Source organism: Streptomyces sp. NPDC016677, from assembly GCF_055562815.1.
Genome location: NZ_JBVHEO010000020.1, coordinates 14,142 through 31,824, shown reverse-complemented (window position 1 = coordinate 31,824; position 17,683 = coordinate 14,142). Strand labels below are relative to the sequence as shown.

The 17,683-nt window shown below is 72.9% G+C and carries 19 protein-coding genes and 1 tRNA gene; 7 read left to right on the top strand and 13 right to left on the bottom strand.

The annotated features are described in order from the left end of the window. Window positions 1-40 precede the first annotated feature (40 nt). From ACZ3IG_RS33005 to ACZ3IG_RS32970, 8 genes are all read right to left on the bottom strand, one after another. Complete coding sequence (locus ACZ3IG_RS33005) at window positions 41-1,255, bottom strand: acyl-CoA dehydrogenase family protein (RefSeq protein WP_467436715.1); 1,215 nt, start codon at window positions 1,253-1,255, stop codon at window positions 41-43. Between the two features lie 5 nt (window positions 1,256-1,260). Next, window positions 1,261-2,283: a phosphotransferase family protein gene (locus tag ACZ3IG_RS33000; protein ID WP_467436714.1), complete on the bottom strand. Its 1,023-nt coding sequence runs from the start codon at window positions 2,281-2,283 to the stop codon at window positions 1,261-1,263. Between the two features lie 168 nt (window positions 2,284-2,451). Beyond that, on the bottom strand, window positions 2,452-2,748 hold the full coding sequence (locus ACZ3IG_RS32995) for a hypothetical protein (protein WP_467436713.1): 297 nt from the start codon (window positions 2,746-2,748) through the stop codon (window positions 2,452-2,454). Between the two features lie 428 nt (window positions 2,749-3,176). Continuing rightward, window positions 3,177-3,560, bottom strand: a complete 384-nt coding sequence (locus ACZ3IG_RS32990) for a DUF202 domain-containing protein (protein ID WP_467436711.1) — start codon at window positions 3,558-3,560, stop codon at window positions 3,177-3,179. Further along, window positions 3,557-3,949 (bottom strand): YidH family protein, encoded by a 393-nt coding sequence (locus tag ACZ3IG_RS32985; RefSeq protein WP_467436710.1) that lies wholly within the window; start codon window positions 3,947-3,949, stop codon window positions 3,557-3,559. The genes ACZ3IG_RS32990 and ACZ3IG_RS32985 overlap by 4 nt, the downstream gene beginning before the upstream one ends. A 28-nt stretch (window positions 3,950-3,977) precedes the next feature. Then, window positions 3,978-4,487, bottom strand: a complete 510-nt coding sequence (locus tag ACZ3IG_RS32980) for an NUDIX hydrolase (RefSeq protein WP_467436709.1) — start codon at window positions 4,485-4,487, stop codon at window positions 3,978-3,980. Window positions 4,488-4,560: 73 nt separating this feature from the next. After that, window positions 4,561-5,958: a GntP family permease gene (locus ACZ3IG_RS32975; RefSeq protein ID WP_467436708.1), complete on the bottom strand. Its 1,398-nt coding sequence runs from the start codon at window positions 5,956-5,958 to the stop codon at window positions 4,561-4,563. Between the two features lie 68 nt (window positions 5,959-6,026). Beyond that, window positions 6,027-6,551 (bottom strand): gluconokinase, encoded by a 525-nt coding sequence (locus tag ACZ3IG_RS32970; protein WP_467436707.1) that lies wholly within the window; start codon window positions 6,549-6,551, stop codon window positions 6,027-6,029. Between the two features lie 137 nt (window positions 6,552-6,688). Between ACZ3IG_RS32970 and ACZ3IG_RS32965 the strand changes: the two genes are divergently transcribed. Beyond that, on the top strand, window positions 6,689-7,390 hold the full coding sequence (locus tag ACZ3IG_RS32965) for a FadR/GntR family transcriptional regulator (RefSeq protein ID WP_467436706.1): 702 nt from the start codon (window positions 6,689-6,691) through the stop codon (window positions 7,388-7,390). An 8-nt stretch (window positions 7,391-7,398) separates the two neighbouring features. On the opposite strand, the gene ACZ3IG_RS32960 is transcribed toward ACZ3IG_RS32965, so the two are convergent. Together ACZ3IG_RS32960 and ACZ3IG_RS32955 are read right to left on the bottom strand one after the other, a co-directional pair. Further along, a complete protein-coding gene (locus ACZ3IG_RS32960; RefSeq protein WP_467436705.1) occupies window positions 7,399-7,773 on the bottom strand; it encodes a YchJ family protein in 375 nt (124 codons plus the stop codon). A gap of 102 nt (window positions 7,774-7,875) precedes the next feature. Then, window positions 7,876-7,963: transfer RNA gene (locus ACZ3IG_RS32955), tRNA-Leu, on the bottom strand. Between the two features lie 185 nt (window positions 7,964-8,148). On the opposite strand from ACZ3IG_RS32955, the gene ACZ3IG_RS32950 reads away from it, so the two are divergent. From ACZ3IG_RS32950 to ACZ3IG_RS32940, 3 genes are all read left to right on the top strand, one after another. After that, entirely contained in the window at window positions 8,149-9,474 is a 1,326-nt protein-coding gene (locus ACZ3IG_RS32950) for a M20/M25/M40 family metallo-hydrolase (protein WP_403545470.1), read from the top strand. A gap of 219 nt (window positions 9,475-9,693) precedes the next feature. After that, window positions 9,694-9,927 (top strand): chaplin ChpH, encoded by a 234-nt coding sequence (gene chpH / locus ACZ3IG_RS32945; protein WP_467436704.1) that lies wholly within the window; start codon window positions 9,694-9,696, stop codon window positions 9,925-9,927. A 179-nt stretch (window positions 9,928-10,106) separates the two neighbouring features. Continuing rightward, window positions 10,107-10,901: a chaplin gene (locus ACZ3IG_RS32940; protein ID WP_467436703.1), complete on the top strand. Its 795-nt coding sequence runs from the start codon at window positions 10,107-10,109 to the stop codon at window positions 10,899-10,901. Window positions 10,902-10,980: 79 nt separating this feature from the next. Here the strand turns inward: ACZ3IG_RS32940 and ACZ3IG_RS32935 are convergent, their stop codons facing one another. Next, window positions 10,981-11,169 (bottom strand): DUF5703 family protein, encoded by a 189-nt coding sequence (locus ACZ3IG_RS32935; protein ID WP_215173731.1) that lies wholly within the window; start codon window positions 11,167-11,169, stop codon window positions 10,981-10,983. A gap of 47 nt (window positions 11,170-11,216) precedes the next feature. On the opposite strand from ACZ3IG_RS32935, the gene ACZ3IG_RS32930 reads away from it, so the two are divergent. Continuing rightward, window positions 11,217-11,996, top strand: coding sequence for a hypothetical protein (locus ACZ3IG_RS32930; RefSeq protein ID WP_467436701.1), 780 nt, complete (start codon window positions 11,217-11,219; stop codon window positions 11,994-11,996). Between the two features lie 91 nt (window positions 11,997-12,087). Here the strand turns inward: ACZ3IG_RS32930 and ACZ3IG_RS32925 are convergent, their stop codons facing one another. After that, window positions 12,088-14,493 (bottom strand): helix-hairpin-helix domain-containing protein, encoded by a 2,406-nt coding sequence (locus ACZ3IG_RS32925; protein ID WP_467436700.1) that lies wholly within the window; start codon window positions 14,491-14,493, stop codon window positions 12,088-12,090. Further along, a complete protein-coding gene (locus tag ACZ3IG_RS32920) occupies window positions 14,490-15,476 on the bottom strand; it encodes an aldo/keto reductase (RefSeq protein WP_467436699.1) in 987 nt (328 codons plus the stop codon). Before ACZ3IG_RS32920 ends, ACZ3IG_RS32925 begins: the two co-directional genes overlap by 4 nt. Window positions 15,477-15,587: 111 nt before the next feature. On the opposite strand from ACZ3IG_RS32920, the gene ACZ3IG_RS32915 reads away from it, so the two are divergent. Further along, entirely contained in the window at window positions 15,588-16,643 is a 1,056-nt protein-coding gene (locus tag ACZ3IG_RS32915; protein ID WP_467436697.1) for an LLM class F420-dependent oxidoreductase, read from the top strand. Between the two features lie 245 nt (window positions 16,644-16,888). Then, a complete protein-coding gene (locus ACZ3IG_RS32910; protein ID WP_467436696.1) occupies window positions 16,889-17,680 on the top strand; it encodes a ferritin-like domain-containing protein in 792 nt (263 codons plus the stop codon). The last annotated feature ends 3 nt before the right edge of the window (window positions 17,681-17,683 follow it).

Here is a 17,683-nt window from a genome sequence, read left to right as displayed (position 1 = left end):
GGGGCGAGCGCCAAGGACGCCCGCCCCCCGCCCCAGGCCCTCAGAGGTACTTCTTCAGCTCCCGCCGCGCCAGCGACCGCTGGTGCACCTCGTCCGGACCGTCGGCCAGCATCAGGGTCCGGGCGCCCGCGTACAGCTCGGCCAGCGGGAAGTCCTGGCTCACCCCGCCCGCGCCGTGCAGCTGGATCGCCCGGTCGAGGATGCCGACGACCGTGCGCGGGGTCGCGATCTTGATGGCCTGGATCTCGGTGTGCGCGCCCCGGTTGCCCACGGTGTCCATCATCCAGGCCGTCTTCAGCACCAGCAGCCGCAGCTGCTCGACGGCCACCCGCGCGTCGGCGATCCAGTTCTGCACCACGCCCTGCTGGGCCAGCGCCTTGCCGAACGCGGTCCGGGAGGCGGCCCGCCGGCACATCAGCTCGATCGCCCGCTCCGCCATGCCGATCAGCCGCATGCAGTGGTGGATGCGGCCGGGCCCGAGCCGCGCCTGGGCGATCGCGAACCCGCCGCCCTCCTCACCGACCAGGTTGGAGACCGGCACGCGCGCGTGGTCGAAGACGACCTCCGCGTGCCCGCCGTGCCAGTGGTCCTCGTAACCGAAGACCCGCATCCCGCGTACGACGGTGACCCCCGGGGTGTCGCGCGGCACCAGCACCATCGACTGCTGCCGGCGGATGTCGTCCCCGTCCGGGTCGGTCTTGCCCATCACGATGAAGATCTTGCAGTCCGGGTTCATCGCCCCGGAGATGTACCACTTGCGGCCGGTGATGACGTACTCGTCACCCTCGCGCCGGATGTGGGTGGTGATGTTGGTGGCGTCCGACGAGGCCACCTCCGGCTCGGTCATCGCGAACGCGGAGCGGATCTCCCCGTCGAGCAGCGGCCGCAGCCACTGCTTCCGCTGCGCCTCGTCCCCGAACTGGGCCAGCACCTCCATGTTCCCCGTGTCCGGCGCCGCGCAGTTGAGGGCCGTGGGCGCCAGCTGCGGACTGCGGCCGGTGATCTCGGCGAGCGGCGCGTACTGGAGGTTGGTCAGGCCCGCGCCGTGCTCGGCGTCGGGCAGGAACAGGTTCCACAGGCCCTGGCGGCGCGCCTCGGCCTTGAGGTCCTCCACGACCTGCGGCGTCTGCCAGGGCGACGCCAGCCGGCCGCGCTGCTCGTGCGCCACCGCTTCGGCCGGGTACACGTACTCGTCCATGAAGGCGAGCAGCCTGGTGCGGAGTTCCTCGGTACGGGCGTCGAACGCGAAGTCCATGCCGGTCAGCCTTCCTGAAGGGTGGTCAGTCCGTGCTCGATGAAGACGGGCACCAGGTCGCCGATGCGGTCGAAGCCGCGCCCGACCGTCTGTCCCAGCGTGTAGCGGTAGTGGATGCCCTCCAGGATCACGGCGAGCTTGAACCAGGCGAACGCCGTGTACCAGGAGATCCCCGACACATCGCGCCCCGAGCGCGCGGCGTACCGCTCGACCAGCTCCCCGGGGCTGGGATGCCCGGGAGCCTCGGCGGTGGTGGAGACGGGCGAGCCGGGCATCCCGAGCGGCCGGCTGTACATCACCAGCAGTCCGAGGTCGGTCAGCGGATCACCGAGCGTGGACATCTCCCAGTCGAGCACCGCCGTGATCCGGTCGTCGTCGCCGACCAGGACGTTGTCCAGCCGGTAGTCACCGTGCACCACGGCGGGGGCGGGGGAGCGGGGCAGCTCGCGGCCGAGCGTGGCGTGCAGTTCGTCGATGCCGGGCAGGTCGCGGTTGCGGGAGGCGTCGAGCTGCTTGGCCCAGCGGCGCAGCTGGCGGTCGAGGAACCCCTCGGGCCGCCCGAAGTCGGCGAGCCCCACCGCGCCGGGGTCCACCGCGTGCAGCTCGACGAGGGTGTCCACCAGGCTCAGTACGGCACCACGGGTGCGCTCGGGGCCCAGCGGGGCGAGCTGGTCCGCCGTACGGTACGGCGTGCCCTCGACGAACTCCATCACGTAGAACGGCGCCCCGAGCACCTCCTCGTCCTCGCACAGCAGCACCGTGCCGGGGACCGGTACGCCGGTCGGGTGCAGGGCGCTGATCACCCGGTGTTCGCGCCGCATGTCGTGCGCGGTGGCCAGCACATGGCCGAGCGGCGGGCGCCGCACCACCCAGCGGGACACGCCGTCGGTGACCGCGTAGGTGAGGTTGGACCGTCCGCCCTCGATCAGCCGGCCCGTCAGCGGGCCGCGCACCAGGCCGGGCCGCTCCCGGTCGAGCAGGCCGCACAGCCGGTCGGGATCGAGTCCGGGCGGGTGGTCGGGGCTCATCGGCGCTCCTCCGGCGGGGTGGACGAGGGGTGGACCGTACCTGGATCATGATGCCGACCGGTCGGTATGCCGTCCAGAGGGCGGACGGGAACGTGATCCGCGCCACCACGCGCCGGCGGCTCCCCGCGCGGGTGCGCGAGGAGCCGCCGGCCGGCCGAGGGGGCGCCGTCAGTGGTCGTCCCAGTGGCCGTCGTGCGCCGCGTGCCGATGGCCGTCGTGGAGGTAGTCGACGTGGTCGCCGTGGCGCACGCGCGCGTGCCCGCACGTCTCGCCGTGCTGGTGCTCGTGCCCTTGGTGCGCGCTGTGTCCGGTGGTCTCGCACTCGTCCCAGTGGCCGGAGTGCTCGCGGTGCAGGTGTCCGTCGTGCGCGTAGTCGACGTGGTCGCCGTGCGGCACCTCGGTGTGTCCGCAGGCCGGACCGTGGGCGTGCGCGTGGGCGGGGTGTTCCAGGTGCGGGGTGCTCATGGTGCTCACCTTCGAAAGGGGCGGCGGGAACTGGCTCGCGGCGGCCGGCGCGGGCGGCCGCCGTCGGGGGTCAGGCTGCCACGCCGATGGTGCGTATCGGTACATTCCGACTTGCGTGGCGCCCGGGTACCCCCGAGGGCCGGAGCCATGGAGACGATCAGCCGCGCCCGGTACGTCGGCCCGGCCGCGCGGGGGCGTGGACGCACCGCCAGGAACGGCCGGCCGGACGCCCGCCGGGAGAACCCGGAGGGCCGTACCCGCGGCAGGCTCGCGGCCACGACCGCCGCAGGTGACAAGCGGGCGCCCGCCCGCTGGGCCTGTCGTCACATTCCCGTCTGCCCGGCGACGCCACGCACGCTCCCCCGAGCACGCATCTGACGCCGCCAGGCCCGCCCTCCGGGCGCACGACGGGAATGTGACGACAGGTCCTAAGCCACGATCAGGACGGCCCCGCACACCGCGATCGCCACCGTGCACAGGGCGACGGCGGCGGCGTGCGGCGGAGCGAGCGCCGGGGGCCGGTTCGAGGACGCGACGGCGGCGATGCGGCGGTGGGCGAGGAACAGCACGCCCAGCCACAGCAAGCAGGCCAGCGCGCCGGCGGTGACGGAGACGGCGGAGGCGCCGCCGTGCAGCGCGGTCTTCGCGCCGAGCACCGCGGCGACGGCCCCCGCCAGGGTGGTACGGCGCCAGGCGAGCCGGGTCCGCTCGGGCTGGAGCCCCGGATCACGGTCGGGGTCACGGTCCGGGTCCGGGTCCGAGGCCGGGCCGGGGACCTCCGGCTCGTGGCGCGGGGGAGGGGCGCCGCTCACCCCTCCCACCCGACGAGCACCACCACGACCATGGCGACGGCCACCACGGCGACGACCACGCCGAGCAGCGCGGGGAAGCGGGACACCGGGAGGTCCTCGCCGCGCCGCATCGCCCGCTCGCAGCGGACCCAGTGGTTGACGGCGCGCAAGGAGCACAGCACCCCCGACGCCAGCAGCGCGAGCGCCAGCCCGACGCGCCAGCCCCAGCGCAGGCCGGGGAGGAACTGGTCCACCGCGAACCCGCCGCCGATCAGGGCGAGCGCGGTGCGCAGCCAGGCCAGGAAGGTGCGCTCGTTCGCCAGTGAGAAACGGTAGTCGGGGGTGCCGCCCTCCCGCCGGACCGCGTCGGGCGCGAACCACAGGCGGACGTTGCGTGCGAAGTCGATCACGAGCGGGACCCTATCGGGCCGGTGCCGGTCACCCTTCCCGCCCGGTGAGCCGCCGGTACGCCGCCAGCCCGTCGGGCACCCACTCCCACTCGTCCAGCCGCCGTACCAACTCCTCCTCCGGCAGGAAGCCGTACCAGGCGACTTCCTCCGCCTGCGGCCGTACGGCCGCCTCGCAGCGCACCTCGTACACCGCCGACCACCAGCTCCGCCCGCCCCCGTCGTCGTAGAGGAACTTGAACAGGAACCGGGGGCGCGGCAGCCCGCTCACCCCCAGTTCCTCCTCCACCTCGCGCAGCGCCGCGTCGTCGTAGGACTCGCCCGCGCCGACCACCCCGCCGACGAACATGTCGTGGAGGGAGGGGAAGACCAGCTTCTGCGGCGTGCGCCGGTGGACGAAGATCCGTCCCCGCGCGTCCCGGGCCTGGACGAACACGCAGCGGTGGCGCAGCCCCTCGGCGTACACCGCACCGCGCGGGGACCGGCCGACGACCCGGTCGTGCTCGTCGACGATGTCGAGGATCTCGTCCGCAGCGCTCATGGAGCCATCCAAGCAGGACGGCCCGAGTCCCGGCGGGCACCGGGGCTCGGGCCGTCCGTCGGCCGTGCGGGACCTACAGGATCAGGGAGACCAGCAGGACCAGCGCGCCGGCGACCACCGAGATGATCGTCTCCATGATCGACCAGGTCTTGATCGTCTGGCCGACGTCAAGTCCGAAGTACTCCTTGACCAGCCAGAAGCCGGCGTCGTTGACGTGGCTGAAGAACAGCGAACCGGCACCGATGGCCAGGACCAGCAAGGCGGCGTGCGTCGTCGACATGTCGGCCGCCAGCGGCGCGACCAGACCGGCCGCCGAGACGGTCGCCACGGTCGCCGAACCGGTCGCCAGCCGGATGGCCACCGCGATCAGCCAGGCCAGCAGCAGCGCCGGGATCGACCAGTCCTCGGAGATCTCCAGGACCATCTGGCCGACGCCGGAGTCGATCAGCGTCTGCTTGAAGCCGCCGCCCGCGCCGACGATCAGCAGGATGCCCGCGATGGGCGCGAGGCCCTTCTCGACCAGCCCGGAGACGCGGTCCTTGGCGAACCCGGCGGGCCGCAGCAGCGTGAAGACGCCCACGATCACGGCGGCCAGCAGGGCGATCAGCGGGTTGCCGACGACGTCGAAGGTCCGCTGCACCAGCGCGTCCGGGTCGTCGACGATGATGTCGACGAGCGCCTTGGCGAGCATCAGCACGACCGGCAGCAGGATCGTGGCCAGGGTCGCGCCGAAGCCGGGGCGCTTCTCCAGGTCCTCGGAGGCGCGCTGCGGGATCATCCGCTCGGGCGCCGGGACGTCCACCCAGCGGGCCGCGAACTTCGAGAAGACCGGCCCGGCGATGATCACCGTCGGGATGGCGATCAGGACGCCCAGCGCCAGGGTCACGCCGAGGTTGGCGCCGAGCGCGTCGATCGCGACCAGCGGACCGGGGTGCGGCGGCACCAAACCGTGCATCACGGACAGACCGGCCAGCGCCGGGATGCCGATGCGCATGAGCGAGTAGTTGCCGCGCTTGGCGACCATCAGGACGACCGGGATCAGCAGGACGATGCCGACCTCGAAGAAGAGCGGCAGGCCGATCACGGACGCGATCAGCACCATCGTCCACGGCATCGAGCGCGCGCTCGCCCTGCCGAGGATCGTGTCCACGATCTGGTCGGCGCCCCCGGAGTCGGCGAGCATCTTGCCGAGGATCGCGCCGAGGGCGATCAGCACGCCCACGCCGGCGACGGTGGAGCCGAGCCCGCTGGTGAAGCTGGTGATGACCTTGTCCAGCGGCGCCCCGGCGAACGCGCCGAGCGCCAGCGAACCGATGGTCAACGCCAGGAAGGCGTGCAGCTTGAACTTGGTGATGAGCAGGACGATGACGGCGATGCCCAGCAGCACGGCGATGCCCAGCTGGGCGTGACCGGCCGAGGTGATCGGCTCGACGGTGTCCGCTGCCAGCATCTCGACGCTGAGTCTGGTCACGGTGTTTCCCTTGCGGTGATGGAAATGCGGGGGGGGGGGTGGGGACGGGATGCGGGGGAGCGCGGGGGCTACGCGGGTTCGGGGAGCGCCCGGAGGGCGGTGACGGCCCGTTCGGCGATCTCCTCGGGGCTGCCCGAGACGTCCACGGCGACCCCGGCCTCGTCCGGCTGGAGCGGCTGGAGCGTGGCGAACTGGGAGTCCAGCAGCGCCGTCGGCATGAAGTGCCCCTCGCGGTGCGACATCCGGTCCTCGATCAGCTCACGGCTGCCCGTGAGGTGGACGAAGACGAGACCGGGCGCGGCGGCCCGCAGCCGGTCGCGGTACGACCGCTTCAGCGCCGAGCAGCTGACCGCCCCGCCGAGCCCGGCCCGCTCGTGCGCCCAGGCGCCGATGGCGTCCAGCCAGGGCCACCGGTCGTCGTCGTCGAGCGGGGTGCCGGCCGTCATCTTGGCGATGTTGGCCGGCGGGTGGAAGTCGTCGCCCTCGGCGTAGGGAACGCCGAGGCGGGCGGCGAGCAGGGGACCGATGGTGGTCTTCCCGGTGCCCGCCACGCCCATGACCACGACGACATGGGGGATCTGCGGCTGCTGCATCGTGCTCTCGCTGTCTGCTGTCTTCGTCGACACGTGATGTCGACGCAACTGAAACCCATTAGGTACGACGAATTCAAGAGCCTGTGACATATAAGTCTGACTTTTTGTCCGTGTGATCCGGCACGTACGCTGAGTGCATGAGCACACCGGGCCGGGGTCTGCACGGCCATGTACTGGACACCCTCGGCCCCGCCATCACCGCCGGCGAGTACCCTGCGGGCAGCGTCCTGCGTACCGACGAACTGGCGCAGCGCTTCGACGTCTCACGCTCCGTGATGCGCGAGGCGGTACGGGTCCTGGAGTCCATGCACCTCGTGGAGTCCCGCCGCCGCGTCGGCGTGACCGTCCTGCCCGAGCGCGAGTGGAACGTCTACGACCCCCAGGTCATCCGCTGGCGCCTGGCCGGCGCCGACCGGCCCCGGCAGCTGCGCTCGCTCACCGTCCTGCGCTCGGCGGTGGAGCCGGTGGCGGCGGGCCTCGCCGCCCGCAACGCCACGGCGGGCCAGTGCGCGGAACTCACCGAGTGCGCCCTCGGCATGGTCGCCAACTCCAGCGGCCACCGGCTGGAGCAGTACCTCTTCCACGACGTGGCCTTCCACCGCGTGATCCTCAACGCCTCGGGCAACGAGATGTTCGCCCGCCTCGGCGATGTCGTCGCCGAGGTCCTCTCCGGCCGCACCCACCACGCCGTGATGTTCGAGGACCCGGACCCGGCCGCCGTCACCCTCCACGTCCGCCTCGCGGAGGCCGTGCGCGAGCGCGACGCCGAGCGCGCGGAGGCGCTCACCCGCGAGATCACGGTCGGCGCCCTCCAGGAACTGGACATCCTCGCGCCGTAGCGCGGCCCTCAGTCCAGGAACTCCCCGTCGACGTACACCCACGCCCCGTCGACCCGCTGGAAGCGGCTGCGCTCGTGCAGCGAGCCGCCCCGGTAGGACGCCCGGAACGTCACCGTGCCGGTGGAGTGGAAGGCGGAACCGTCCGTGGTCTCCAGGATCTCCAGTCCGGTCCACCGCGTCCCCGGATCGAGGTCGAGCCGGGCGGGGCGGGTGCGCGGGTGCCAGGTGCGCAGCAGGTAGCCCGCGTCCAGCCGCGTGAAGGCGCTGTAGCGCGAGCGCATCAGGGCCTCGGCGGTCGGCGTTGAGGCGGCGCCCGTGTGGAACCGGCCGCAGCACCGCTCGTACGCCTCGGGCAGTCCACAGGGACAGGTACGGGTGGTCATGACGGCCATTGTGCCGGGTCGCCGTTCCGCGCCGGAGAGCGTCCCCGCTCCTCGCCGGAGCACGGGAAAAGCAGAAGACCCCTGGCGAGCAGGGGTCTCATCTGGTGTCCGAGGGGGGACTTGAACCCCCACGCCCGATAAAGGGCACTAGCACCTCAAGCTAGCGCGTCTGCCATTCCGCCACCCGGACAAGGTGTCTGTCGTGCGGGGTGTTTCCCGCGGCGACGACGTAAACATTACCAGGCTTGCCGGGGTGCCCGATCACCCCGCTCCCACGTGAACGGCGTGTGACGGGCCGGGACCGGTCTTGGGCGTCACCCGCCGGGGGGAGGAGGATGAGGGGGACCCACCAGCAGTGACAGCGGGAGGAAGCACGTGAGCGACTCGGGCACGACCGGAAGCGTCACCGGCGAGGACGAGGTCGTCGACCTCTGCCGCGACCTGATCCGGATCGACACCAGCAACTACGGCGACCACTCGGGGCCGGGCGAGCGCAAGGCGGCCGAGTACGTCGCGGAGAAGCTCGCCGAAGTGGGACTCGAACCGAAGATCTTCGAATCCCACCCGGGACGCGCCTCCACTGTGGCCCGGATCGAGGGCGAGGACCCGTCCAGGCCCGCGCTGCTCATCCACGGCCACACCGACGTCGTCCCGGCCAACGCCGACGACTGGACCCACGGCCCCTTCTCCGGCGAGATCGCGGACGGTTGCGTGTGGGGCCGCGGCGCCGTCGACATGAAGGACATGGACGCGATGACCCTGGCGGTCGTCCGCGACCGGCTGCGCAGCGGACGCAAGCCGCCGCGCGACATCGTCCTGGCCTTCCTCGCCGACGAGGAGGCGGGCGGCACGTACGGCGCCCGCTACCTCGTCGACCACCACCCGGACCTCTTCGAGGGCGTCACCGAGGCCATCAGCGAGGTCGGCGGCTTCTCCTTCACGGTGAGCGAGCAGCGCCGGCTCTACCTGATCCAGACGGCCGAGAAGGGCATGCACTGGATGAAGCTGACGGTGGCCGGCACCGCCGGGCACGGCTCGATGATCCACCGGGACAACGCCATCACCGAGCTGTCCGAGGCCGTCGCGCGCCTGGGGCGGCACCAGTTCCCCATCCGGGTCACCAAGACGACCCGGGCCTTCCTCGACGAACTCGGCGACGCGATGGGCGTCGAACTCGACGCGGAGGACATGGAGGGCACCCTCGCCAAGCTCGGCGGCATCGCCAAGCTCATCGGCGCCACCCTGCGCAACACCGCCAACCCCACGCAGCTGGGGGCCGGTTACAAGGTCAACGTCATCCCCGGCGAGGCCACCGCGCACGTGGACGGACGGTTCCTGCCCGGGCACGAGGAGGAGTTCCTCGCCGACCTCGACCGCATCCTCGGCCCGAAGGTGCGGCGCGAGGACGTCCACTCCGACAAGGCCGTCGAGACCACCTTCGACGGGGCGTTGGTGGCCGCGATGCAGTCCGCGCTGGTCGCGGAGGACCCGGCCGCGAAGGCGATCCCCTACATGCTCTCCGGCGGCACGGACGCCAAGTCCTTCGACGACCTCGGCATCCGGGGCTTCGGCTTCGCCCCGCTGAAGCTGCCGCCGGAGCTGGACTTCGCCGGGATGTTCCACGGTGTCGACGAGCGGGTGCCGGTGGACGGCCTGAAGTTCGGGGTGCGGGTGCTGGACCGCTTCATCGACGCGTCCTGAAGATGATGCCTCCCGAGGGCGTGTGTCCTGAGGGCATGCGTCCTGAGGGGGATGCGTCCTGAATTGGGCTGCTGAAACGACACTCTGTTAATCGGGCGGGTGTGCGGAGCCCGACCGGGATGAGTGAATGCGACCATAGGCTCGTAGCCCGATTACTCCCTCCTCGTTACTGGTCATGTGATCCGCAATTTGGATCGCGCTTGCCAACTAGGAGGAATAATGATCAAGAAGGTCGTCGCCGCTGCCGCTGCCACCGGTGGACTGGTTATGGCGGGTGCGGGTCTGGCCGTCGCCGACTCCGGTGCGCAGGGTGCCGCCGTTCAGTCCCCGGGTGTGCTCTCCGGCAACGTCGTCCAGGCGCCGATTCACATCCCCGCGAACGTCTGCGGCAACACGATCAACGTGATCGGCCTGCTGAACCCCGCCTTCGGCAACACCTGCGTCAACAAGTGACGTTGTGCCTCGCCCGGTGAGGGCTTGAGCCCGTCGGCCCCGGAGCGCATGCCGTGTGCTCCGGGGCCGACCGGCCTTTCGGAACGCGGAACGCGAACCGCAGGACGCGGAATGTGGACCGCGGAACGTGTAAACAACGTGGAACGTCGGCACAAAGTCGAAGGCAGGGAATTCAGCACATGCGACAGGTCACCCGCAAGGGCCTGATGACGATGGCGGCGGCCACCGGCGTGCTCGCCGCCGCGGGCGGCACCGCCCACGCGACGGGCTCCGGCGCCCAGGGCGCCGCCTCGGGATCGCCGGGCGTACTCAGCGGCAACTTGGTGCAGGCACCGGTGCACGCGCCGGTGAACATCTGCGGCAACACGGTCACCGTCATCGGCGGCCTCAACGCGGCGGTGGGCAACGCGTGCGCCAACGGAGACTCCGGCGGGCACTCCGGTGACCACTCCGGAGGGTCGTCCGGCGGCCACGGGGCGCACGGCGGCGGCGCGGACGCCGGCGGCCACGCCACCGACTCGCCCGGCGTCGGCTCCGGCAACCATGTCCAGGCGCCGGTCCACGTGCCGGTGAACGTCTGCGGCAACAGCGTGAGCGTCATCGGCGTCGCCAACCCGGCCACCGGGAACGACTGCGGCCAGGAGGGCGGCGGTCACCCCACCGACCCGCCGGGCGGCGGCACGGAGACGCCTCCCGGGGAGCCGGGTGACCCGGGCGACCCCGGCAGCCCCGAAGAGCCGGGCAACCCCGGAGAACCCGGTGACCCGGGCCGGCCCGGCGATCCGGGCGAGCCGAGCACCCCGCCCGTCCGGAGCGGAGGGACGCCCGACGGCCCGTCGGTCACCCAGCCCGCCCCCGAGGCGCAGCTCGCGGCCACCGGCAGCGACCTGCCGCTGGGCCTCGCCCTGCCGATGGGCGCGGGTGTACTGCTCACGGGCGCGGTGCTGTACCGCAAGGCGCGCACCTCGGTGTGACGCTCCTCACGGTGGAGACGGAGCGGGCCCCGCCGCGCCGGCGGGGCCCGCTCCGTCTCCACCGCCGCCCTGCCGCGTCTCACCAAGTGGCGCGCATCTGTCGGATGATCCGACGGCGCAACCGCACCCTGCGGCTGCCGTCGCGCAGCAGGCTCAGGCGGTACAACTCCCAGTGTCCGTACTCGGCGTGGTCCGTCAGCAGACGTGCCGTCTCCTTGCGGGAGACCCCGCGCGGTACGTACACGTCGACAAATTCGTATTCCGGCATCGCATCTATTGTGCGGGCTGGGGCCCGGTACGGATAGCGTCTGCTGTATGTCTGATGCTGTGCAGCCCACCGCTGCCGAGGTACGCGCCGCCGCCGAGGCGGTCAAGACCGCGCTCGACCGTCACCTGGCCGCGGTCGAACGACGGTCGGGTGACGACGACCCGGCCGTCTACGAGGCGTTCAACCAGGTGGCAGCCGCCGCCGAGGCGTATGACGAGCTGCTCTACGAGCGGTACGACGAGGTCACCCCCTTCGAGATCCCCGCGGCGGAGGACGCGCTGCCGCCGTACACGGGCCCCGAGGAACCGAACGCGGTGAGCGTGCTGATCCGCCGTGACTACGCCGTGGCGGAGCCGCAGCGGCTGCTGGCGCAGGCCCGGCGGGTCGAGGAGGCGGACGGCGAACGCGGCCCGGGCAACGGCGCCTCCGGCACGGTGCACGGGGCGCTGGGGCTGCTCTTCGGCGAGTTCGAACCCGACGAGGTCGCCTCCCGGCACAAGGAGTTCGGTCTGGAGGAGGGCGACTCCACGCTCTGGGTCACGGCCGCGGACGAACCCGCCGAGGCCGGGGAGTGGCTGGAGGCACCGTTCGAACACGTCGATCCACAGCGGGTGGTGTGCCGCTTCGACGTCAGCGCGGTCTTCGACGACGAGCCCGATGACGATCTCGACGACGACTTCGACCCCGAGGAACTGGGCGAGGACGCCGACGACAGCGTCGACGAGGACATCGACGTCGACGAGGACATCGACGCCGACGACGCCGATGACGAGGAGCTGGACGAGGACGACCAGGACTTGGAGCCGCTGGACGCGGACCGCCGCTGAGCAGGCCGTACGGCGGTGGCCCCGGGAGCGGTCGTCCCGGGGCCACCGCCGTCGCAGTCCCCGCCGTGCGGTTGCCGTCCCCGCCGTAAAGTCAGTCCGCCGCCGGCTCCCGCGGAGCGAGCAGCACCGGCAGCCGGGTCGTCCGGGGCGCCGCCGGGACCTCGGCCACGGCCCGGGGGAGTGCCTGGTCCACCCCGTGGACGACGGACAGATGACGCCCGGCCCGGCCGAACGCCGTGTACACCCAGGGGCGGCTGAGCGCCTGCGCGGCGTCACCGGGCAGGACCACCACCACCGCGGGCCATCGCCCGCCCGCCGCCTGGTGCGCGGTCAGCGCCCACCCGTGCCGTACCCGGCTCTCCACCCACTCCCTCGGTACGACCACGGTCTCGCCCGCGCAGGACAGGCGCAGTCCGTCGGCGTCGGCGTCGACCACACGGCCCGGCAGCGTACGGCCGGGCACGGGCGTGTAGGCGACCCGGTCGCCCGGGTCGAAGCCGCCGAAGCGGCCCGGGCCCGGGTTGAGCCGCTCCTTCAGCGCCGCGTTGAGGGCGCGCGTGCCGGCCGGTCCGCCGTGCCCGGGGGTGATCACCTGGGTCTCCTCGGCGGGTACGCCGATCGCCCGCGGCACCGAGTCCGAGACCAGCTGCACGGTGCGGTGCACGGCCTCGCCCGGGTCCCGCGCCGGCACGATCACGACCTCCTTGCCCGGCGCCCGGACCTGCTGCAGCTCACCGATGCCGATGCCGGAGACCAGTTCGCCCAGCGGGCCGGGGTCCGGCCGCCGGGAGGCGATCTGCGGGCAGATCCGTGCCGCCAGCAGATCGGCGAAGACCCGCCCCGGGCCCACGGACCACAGCACCGCGGGGTCACCGGCCAGCACCAGGCGCGCCCCGTCCGGCAGGGACTCGGTGAGCAGGGCGGCCGACTCCACGTCCACCTGCGGGGCGTCGAAGACGACGAGCAGGTCCAGGTCGAGGGCGCCTTCCGCGTCCCGGCCGGGCCCCTCGGTCCCGGCCAGCAGACCGGCGACGGTCGTGACCGGTGGGGCGCCGTCCGCCGCGAGCAGGGCGACGAAGCGGTCGCGGCCGGTCAGGCTGGGCGTGGCGGCCCAGGCGCGCAGGCCGAGTCCGTGCGCCGCGCGCAGCAGGGCCACCGGTTCGGCCAGGGCGGCCTCGCCGCCGGTGTGCAGGACCAGCCCGTGCCTCCCGGTCGCGCGGATCAGCTCGGCTGCCGCGCCCTGCGCCGAGGCGGCGGCCCGCTCCCAGCCCTCCGGGGAACCGCCCTCCTTCGGGACCGAGCCGGCCAGCCGGGCCAGACCGTCGGCGAGGCTCTCCTCGGCCAGCGCGTACCGCTCCAGGCCGATCAGCACCCGGACGGGACGCTCCTCGGCCTCGGCCCCGTCCTCCTCGCCCTCGGCCCGCGGGGGAACCGGGACACCGGTCTCCTCCAGGGCGTCCTGGAAGGCCAGGGCCTCGCCCTCGGCGAGCGTGCTCTGTACGGCGGCGTCCGGGTCCGGCACGCCGCGCTGGGCGAGCGCCGCGGTCAGCCTGGGCAGCTCCAGCGCCGTGTGCCCGGCGAGCGCCGCCTGCTCCAGGAGCCAGACGGTGACCGCCCGCCCGCGCCGCTCGTCGTCCGGGCGGCACTCGGCCCCGAGCAGCCCCCGCGCGAAGCCGTCGGCCTGCTCCGGCCGCACCCCAACAATCCGCAGCAACTGCCAGGGGTCCGCGCGCAGGGCGTCGTCCGCCCCCTCGCCGAGGAGCGTGGCGGCCGCCACGGCGAGCGTCTCGGGGGCGCCGCCCCGGGCCAGTACCTGGCGCACGGCCTGGACCGCCTCCGGCGCGGGCGGCGGGGCCGCGCCGGGTGCCCGGTCCGGCACCGGCTGGGGGCGGGGCGCCGGCTGGGCCTCGGGCGACGGGCGGCGCGGGGCGGGCTCCGGGTCGGCGAAGACCGTCGCCACCGGCTTCGCGCCGCTCTCCACGGCCCGGACGGCGGCGAGCAGGTCGGCCGCCGTGCCGCTGAGCTTGGCCCCGGCGGCCACCGGTCCCTTGCGCTCCGCCTTCCGCCGCTCGATCCGCTCGCGCTCGATCCGCTGGGCGGCCAGCTCGGCCTCGGCCTCGGACAACTCCTTGGCCGCGCCCTCGACGCCGCCGCTCCCGGTTCCGCCGTCCTCGACGCCTCCGTCCTCGGTTCCGCCGCTCCCGGTTCCGCCGTCCTCGACGCCTCGGTTCTCGGTTCCGCCGTCCTCGACGCCTCCGTCCTCGGTACCGCCGCTCCCGGTTCCGCCGTCCTCGGCCCCGGTCGGTGCCTCGGCCCCGGCCTCCGCCGGCGGAGCATCTTCCTCGCCCCCGCCCGCCCGCTCCGGAGCGCCCCCGCCCCCGTCGGAGCCGCCCCCCGCCGCCGAGGCGGCGTCGTCCTCCACGGCGCCCGGCGCCGTCGGCGCGGCGTCGTCCACGGCGTCCCCGGTGTTCTCGGCCGGCTCGGGCTCCGTGCTCACAGCGTGCTCCAGTCGTGATCGGGATAGCGGTGCACAGGCTCCGACACGTCGTCGAGCGCCCGGCAGATCTCGTCAGGAAGACTAAGCGCCTCCACTGACAACGCCGCCGTGAGCTGCTTCGCGTTGCGCGCGCCCACGATCGGCGCGGCCACCCCCGGCCGGTCCCGGACCCAGGCGAGGGCCACCTGGAGCGGCGTCACCGCGAGCCCGTCGGCCGCCGTGGTGACCGCGTCCACGATGCGCCCGGCGGTGTCGTCGAGGTAGGGCGCGACGAACGGCGCCATGTGCTCCGAGGCGCCGCGCGAGTCGCCCGGCGTCGTCCCGCCCCGGTACTTCCCGGTGAGCACCCCGCGCCCCAGCGGCGAGGAGGGCAGCAGCCCGATCCCCAGGTCGAGTGCGGCCGGCAGCACCTCCCGCTCGATGCCGCGCTGGACCAGCGAGTACTCCAGCTGTGTGCTCGCCAGCCGGTTGCGCACGCCCGGCGCCGCGAGCTGCCAGGTCGCCGCCTTGGCCAGCTGCCAGCCGCAGAAGTTGGCGACTCCGGCGTAGCGGGCGCGTCCGCTGCTCACCGCCAGGTCGAGGGCGTGCAGCGTCTCCTCCAGCGGGGTGTACGGGTCGTAGGCGTGCACGTGCCACACGTCCACGTGGTCGGTGCCCAGCCGGGAGAGCGAGGCGTCCAGCGCGGAGAGCAGGTGCCCGCGCGAGCCGTCGAAGCGGCGGTCGGGATCGGGAACGCCGCCCGCCTTGGTCGAGATCACCAGGTCCCGGCGCGGCACGAGGCCCTCCATCAGCCGGCCCAGCAGGTACTCGGCGTCACCGTCCCCGTAGACGTCGGCGGTGTCGACCAGTGTCCCGCCCGCTTCCCAGAACGTTTTCAGGCACTCCGCCGCGTCGTGCTCGTCCGTGTCCCGGCCCCAGGTCAGGGTCCCCAGTCCGATGCGGGACACGCGCAGGCCGGTGCGGCCGAGATGCCTCTGCTCCATGAACGCCGAGATTACTGGCCACGGCTTCGCCTGTGGGGGCCTGTGGACAACCGGATCCGCCCGCTAAGGTCGGTGCACCAGGGACGTTACTGATCGGTAAGGGGAATCGGCATGCAGCTCGGGATCAACCTCGGTTACTGGGGCGCCGGAATGGACGGGGACAATCTGGCCGTCGCCCAGGAGGCCGACCGCCTCGGGTACGCCGTCTGCTGGGCCGCCGAGGCCTACGGCTCCGACGCCGCCACGGTGCTCACCTGGGTCGCCGCGCAGACCGAGCGCATCGACGTGGGCTCGGCCATCTTCCAGATCCCGGCCCGCCAGCCGGCGATGACCGCGATGACCGCCGCCACCCTCGACTCCCTCTCCGGCGGCCGTTTCCGCCTGGGCCTCGGGGTCTCCGGCCCGCAGGTCTCCGAGGGCTGGTACGGCGTGAAGTTCGACAAGCCGCTGGCCCGGACCCGCGAGTACGTCGAGATCGTCCGCAAGGCCATGTCCCGCGAACGCCTGACCCACGACGGCGAGCACTGGACCCTCCCGCTGCCCGGCGGCCCCGGCAAGCCCATCAAGCTCACGGTCCACCCCCAGCGCGAGCACATCCCGCTCTACATCGCCGCGATCGGCCCGAAGAACCTGGAGCAGACCGGCGAGATCGCCGACGGCGCCCTGCTGATCTTCCCGTCCGCCGAGCACCTGGAGGAGACCGCGATCCGGCACCTGCGCGCCGGACGCGAGAAGGCGGGCAAGTCCCTCGACGGCTTCGACGTCTGCCCGACCGTCCCGCTCGCCGTCGGCGACGACAAGGACGTCACCGCGCTCGCCGACACCTTCCGCCCGTACACCGCGCTGTACGTCGGCGGCATGGGCAGCCGCAAGCAGAACTTCTACAACCAGCTCGCCCGGCGCATGGGGTACGAGAAGGAGGCCGCCGAGATCCAGGACAGGTACCTCGACGGCGACAAGCAGGGCGCGGCGTCCGCCGTACCGCACGACCTGATCGACCGGACCACCCTGCTGGGCTCCGTCGACCGGATCGCCGACCGGATGCGGGCCTACGCGGCGGCTGGCGTCACCACCCTGACCCTGGCCCCGGCGGGCTTCACCCTGGAGGAGCGGCTCGCCTCACTGCGGGCCGGCACGGAGGCACTCGAACGCGCCGGGCTCGCCTGAGGGGGAAGTCTCACGGCCGTGGTGGGGGCTCGGGGGTCTTCCCCGCCACGGCCGTCACGGGGAACAACGCCGCCACGCGCGCGTGGTTACGCCCGCTCATGGGCCCGCCTGTCCTTCGTTCGGCTGAATTGTCCGACACATCTGTTGCCGTCCCTCACGTCCCGGACTTGACTCGTTCTTCGGGGAACTTTTGCGGGACCTTGCGGAACCTTCGGAACCTTGCAGAGGCGGAGAGGTGACCGGTGATGCTGTCGGCCAGGAGTCTGTTCCAGGAGATCCTCGACAACGACGAGTCGTTCCGGCTGTTCTGCTCCATCGCGGCCAGCGGTGAGTCGCAGGGCGGCTGGGAGAACGCGCGGATCGCCGCGCTGGTACCGGAGAGCGAGCGCGCCCTCGCCCCCAAGATCACCCGGCACGGGGCGGACGAGGACAAGCACGGCCGCATCTTCAACGCGCTGCTGAAGAAGCGCGGCCTGGAGCCCGCACCCGTCCCTCCGGAGACCGACTACACCGCGCTCCTGGAGCGGCGCGGCATCGGTCTCGCCCACGAGAAGCTCAAGGCCGACCAGCCGCTCACCGTGGACGACATCATCACGTACCTGGCGCACAGCAGGGTCACCGAGCAGCGGGCCGCCGACCAGATGCTCATGCTCCGCAAGTACTTCGCCTCCCACCCGGACATCGGCAACGCGGTCCGCATGATCTCGGGCGACGAGGACAACCACCTCGCCTACTCCCACGAGGAACTGCTCCGCTTCGCCGCCGCCGGACACGGCCGGCTGATCCAGCGCACCCTGCGCGAGTGCGCGCTCGCCGAGATCGAGGTCTACCGGGACGTCAGCCTCGCGGTGATGGCGCACATGGGCCGCGTCCTCGGCTGGCCCCGCGCCAAGTCGGCGGCGCTCGCGGCGGGCATCCGCGCGGTGTACGTCTACGAGCGGCTCGGCGGCTGGCGCCGCATGGTGACCCTCAAGATGCCCGAACGCCGCGACGCCCTCGGCGGCCCGGCGACGTCGGCGGCCCCCGAACCCGCCTGAAGG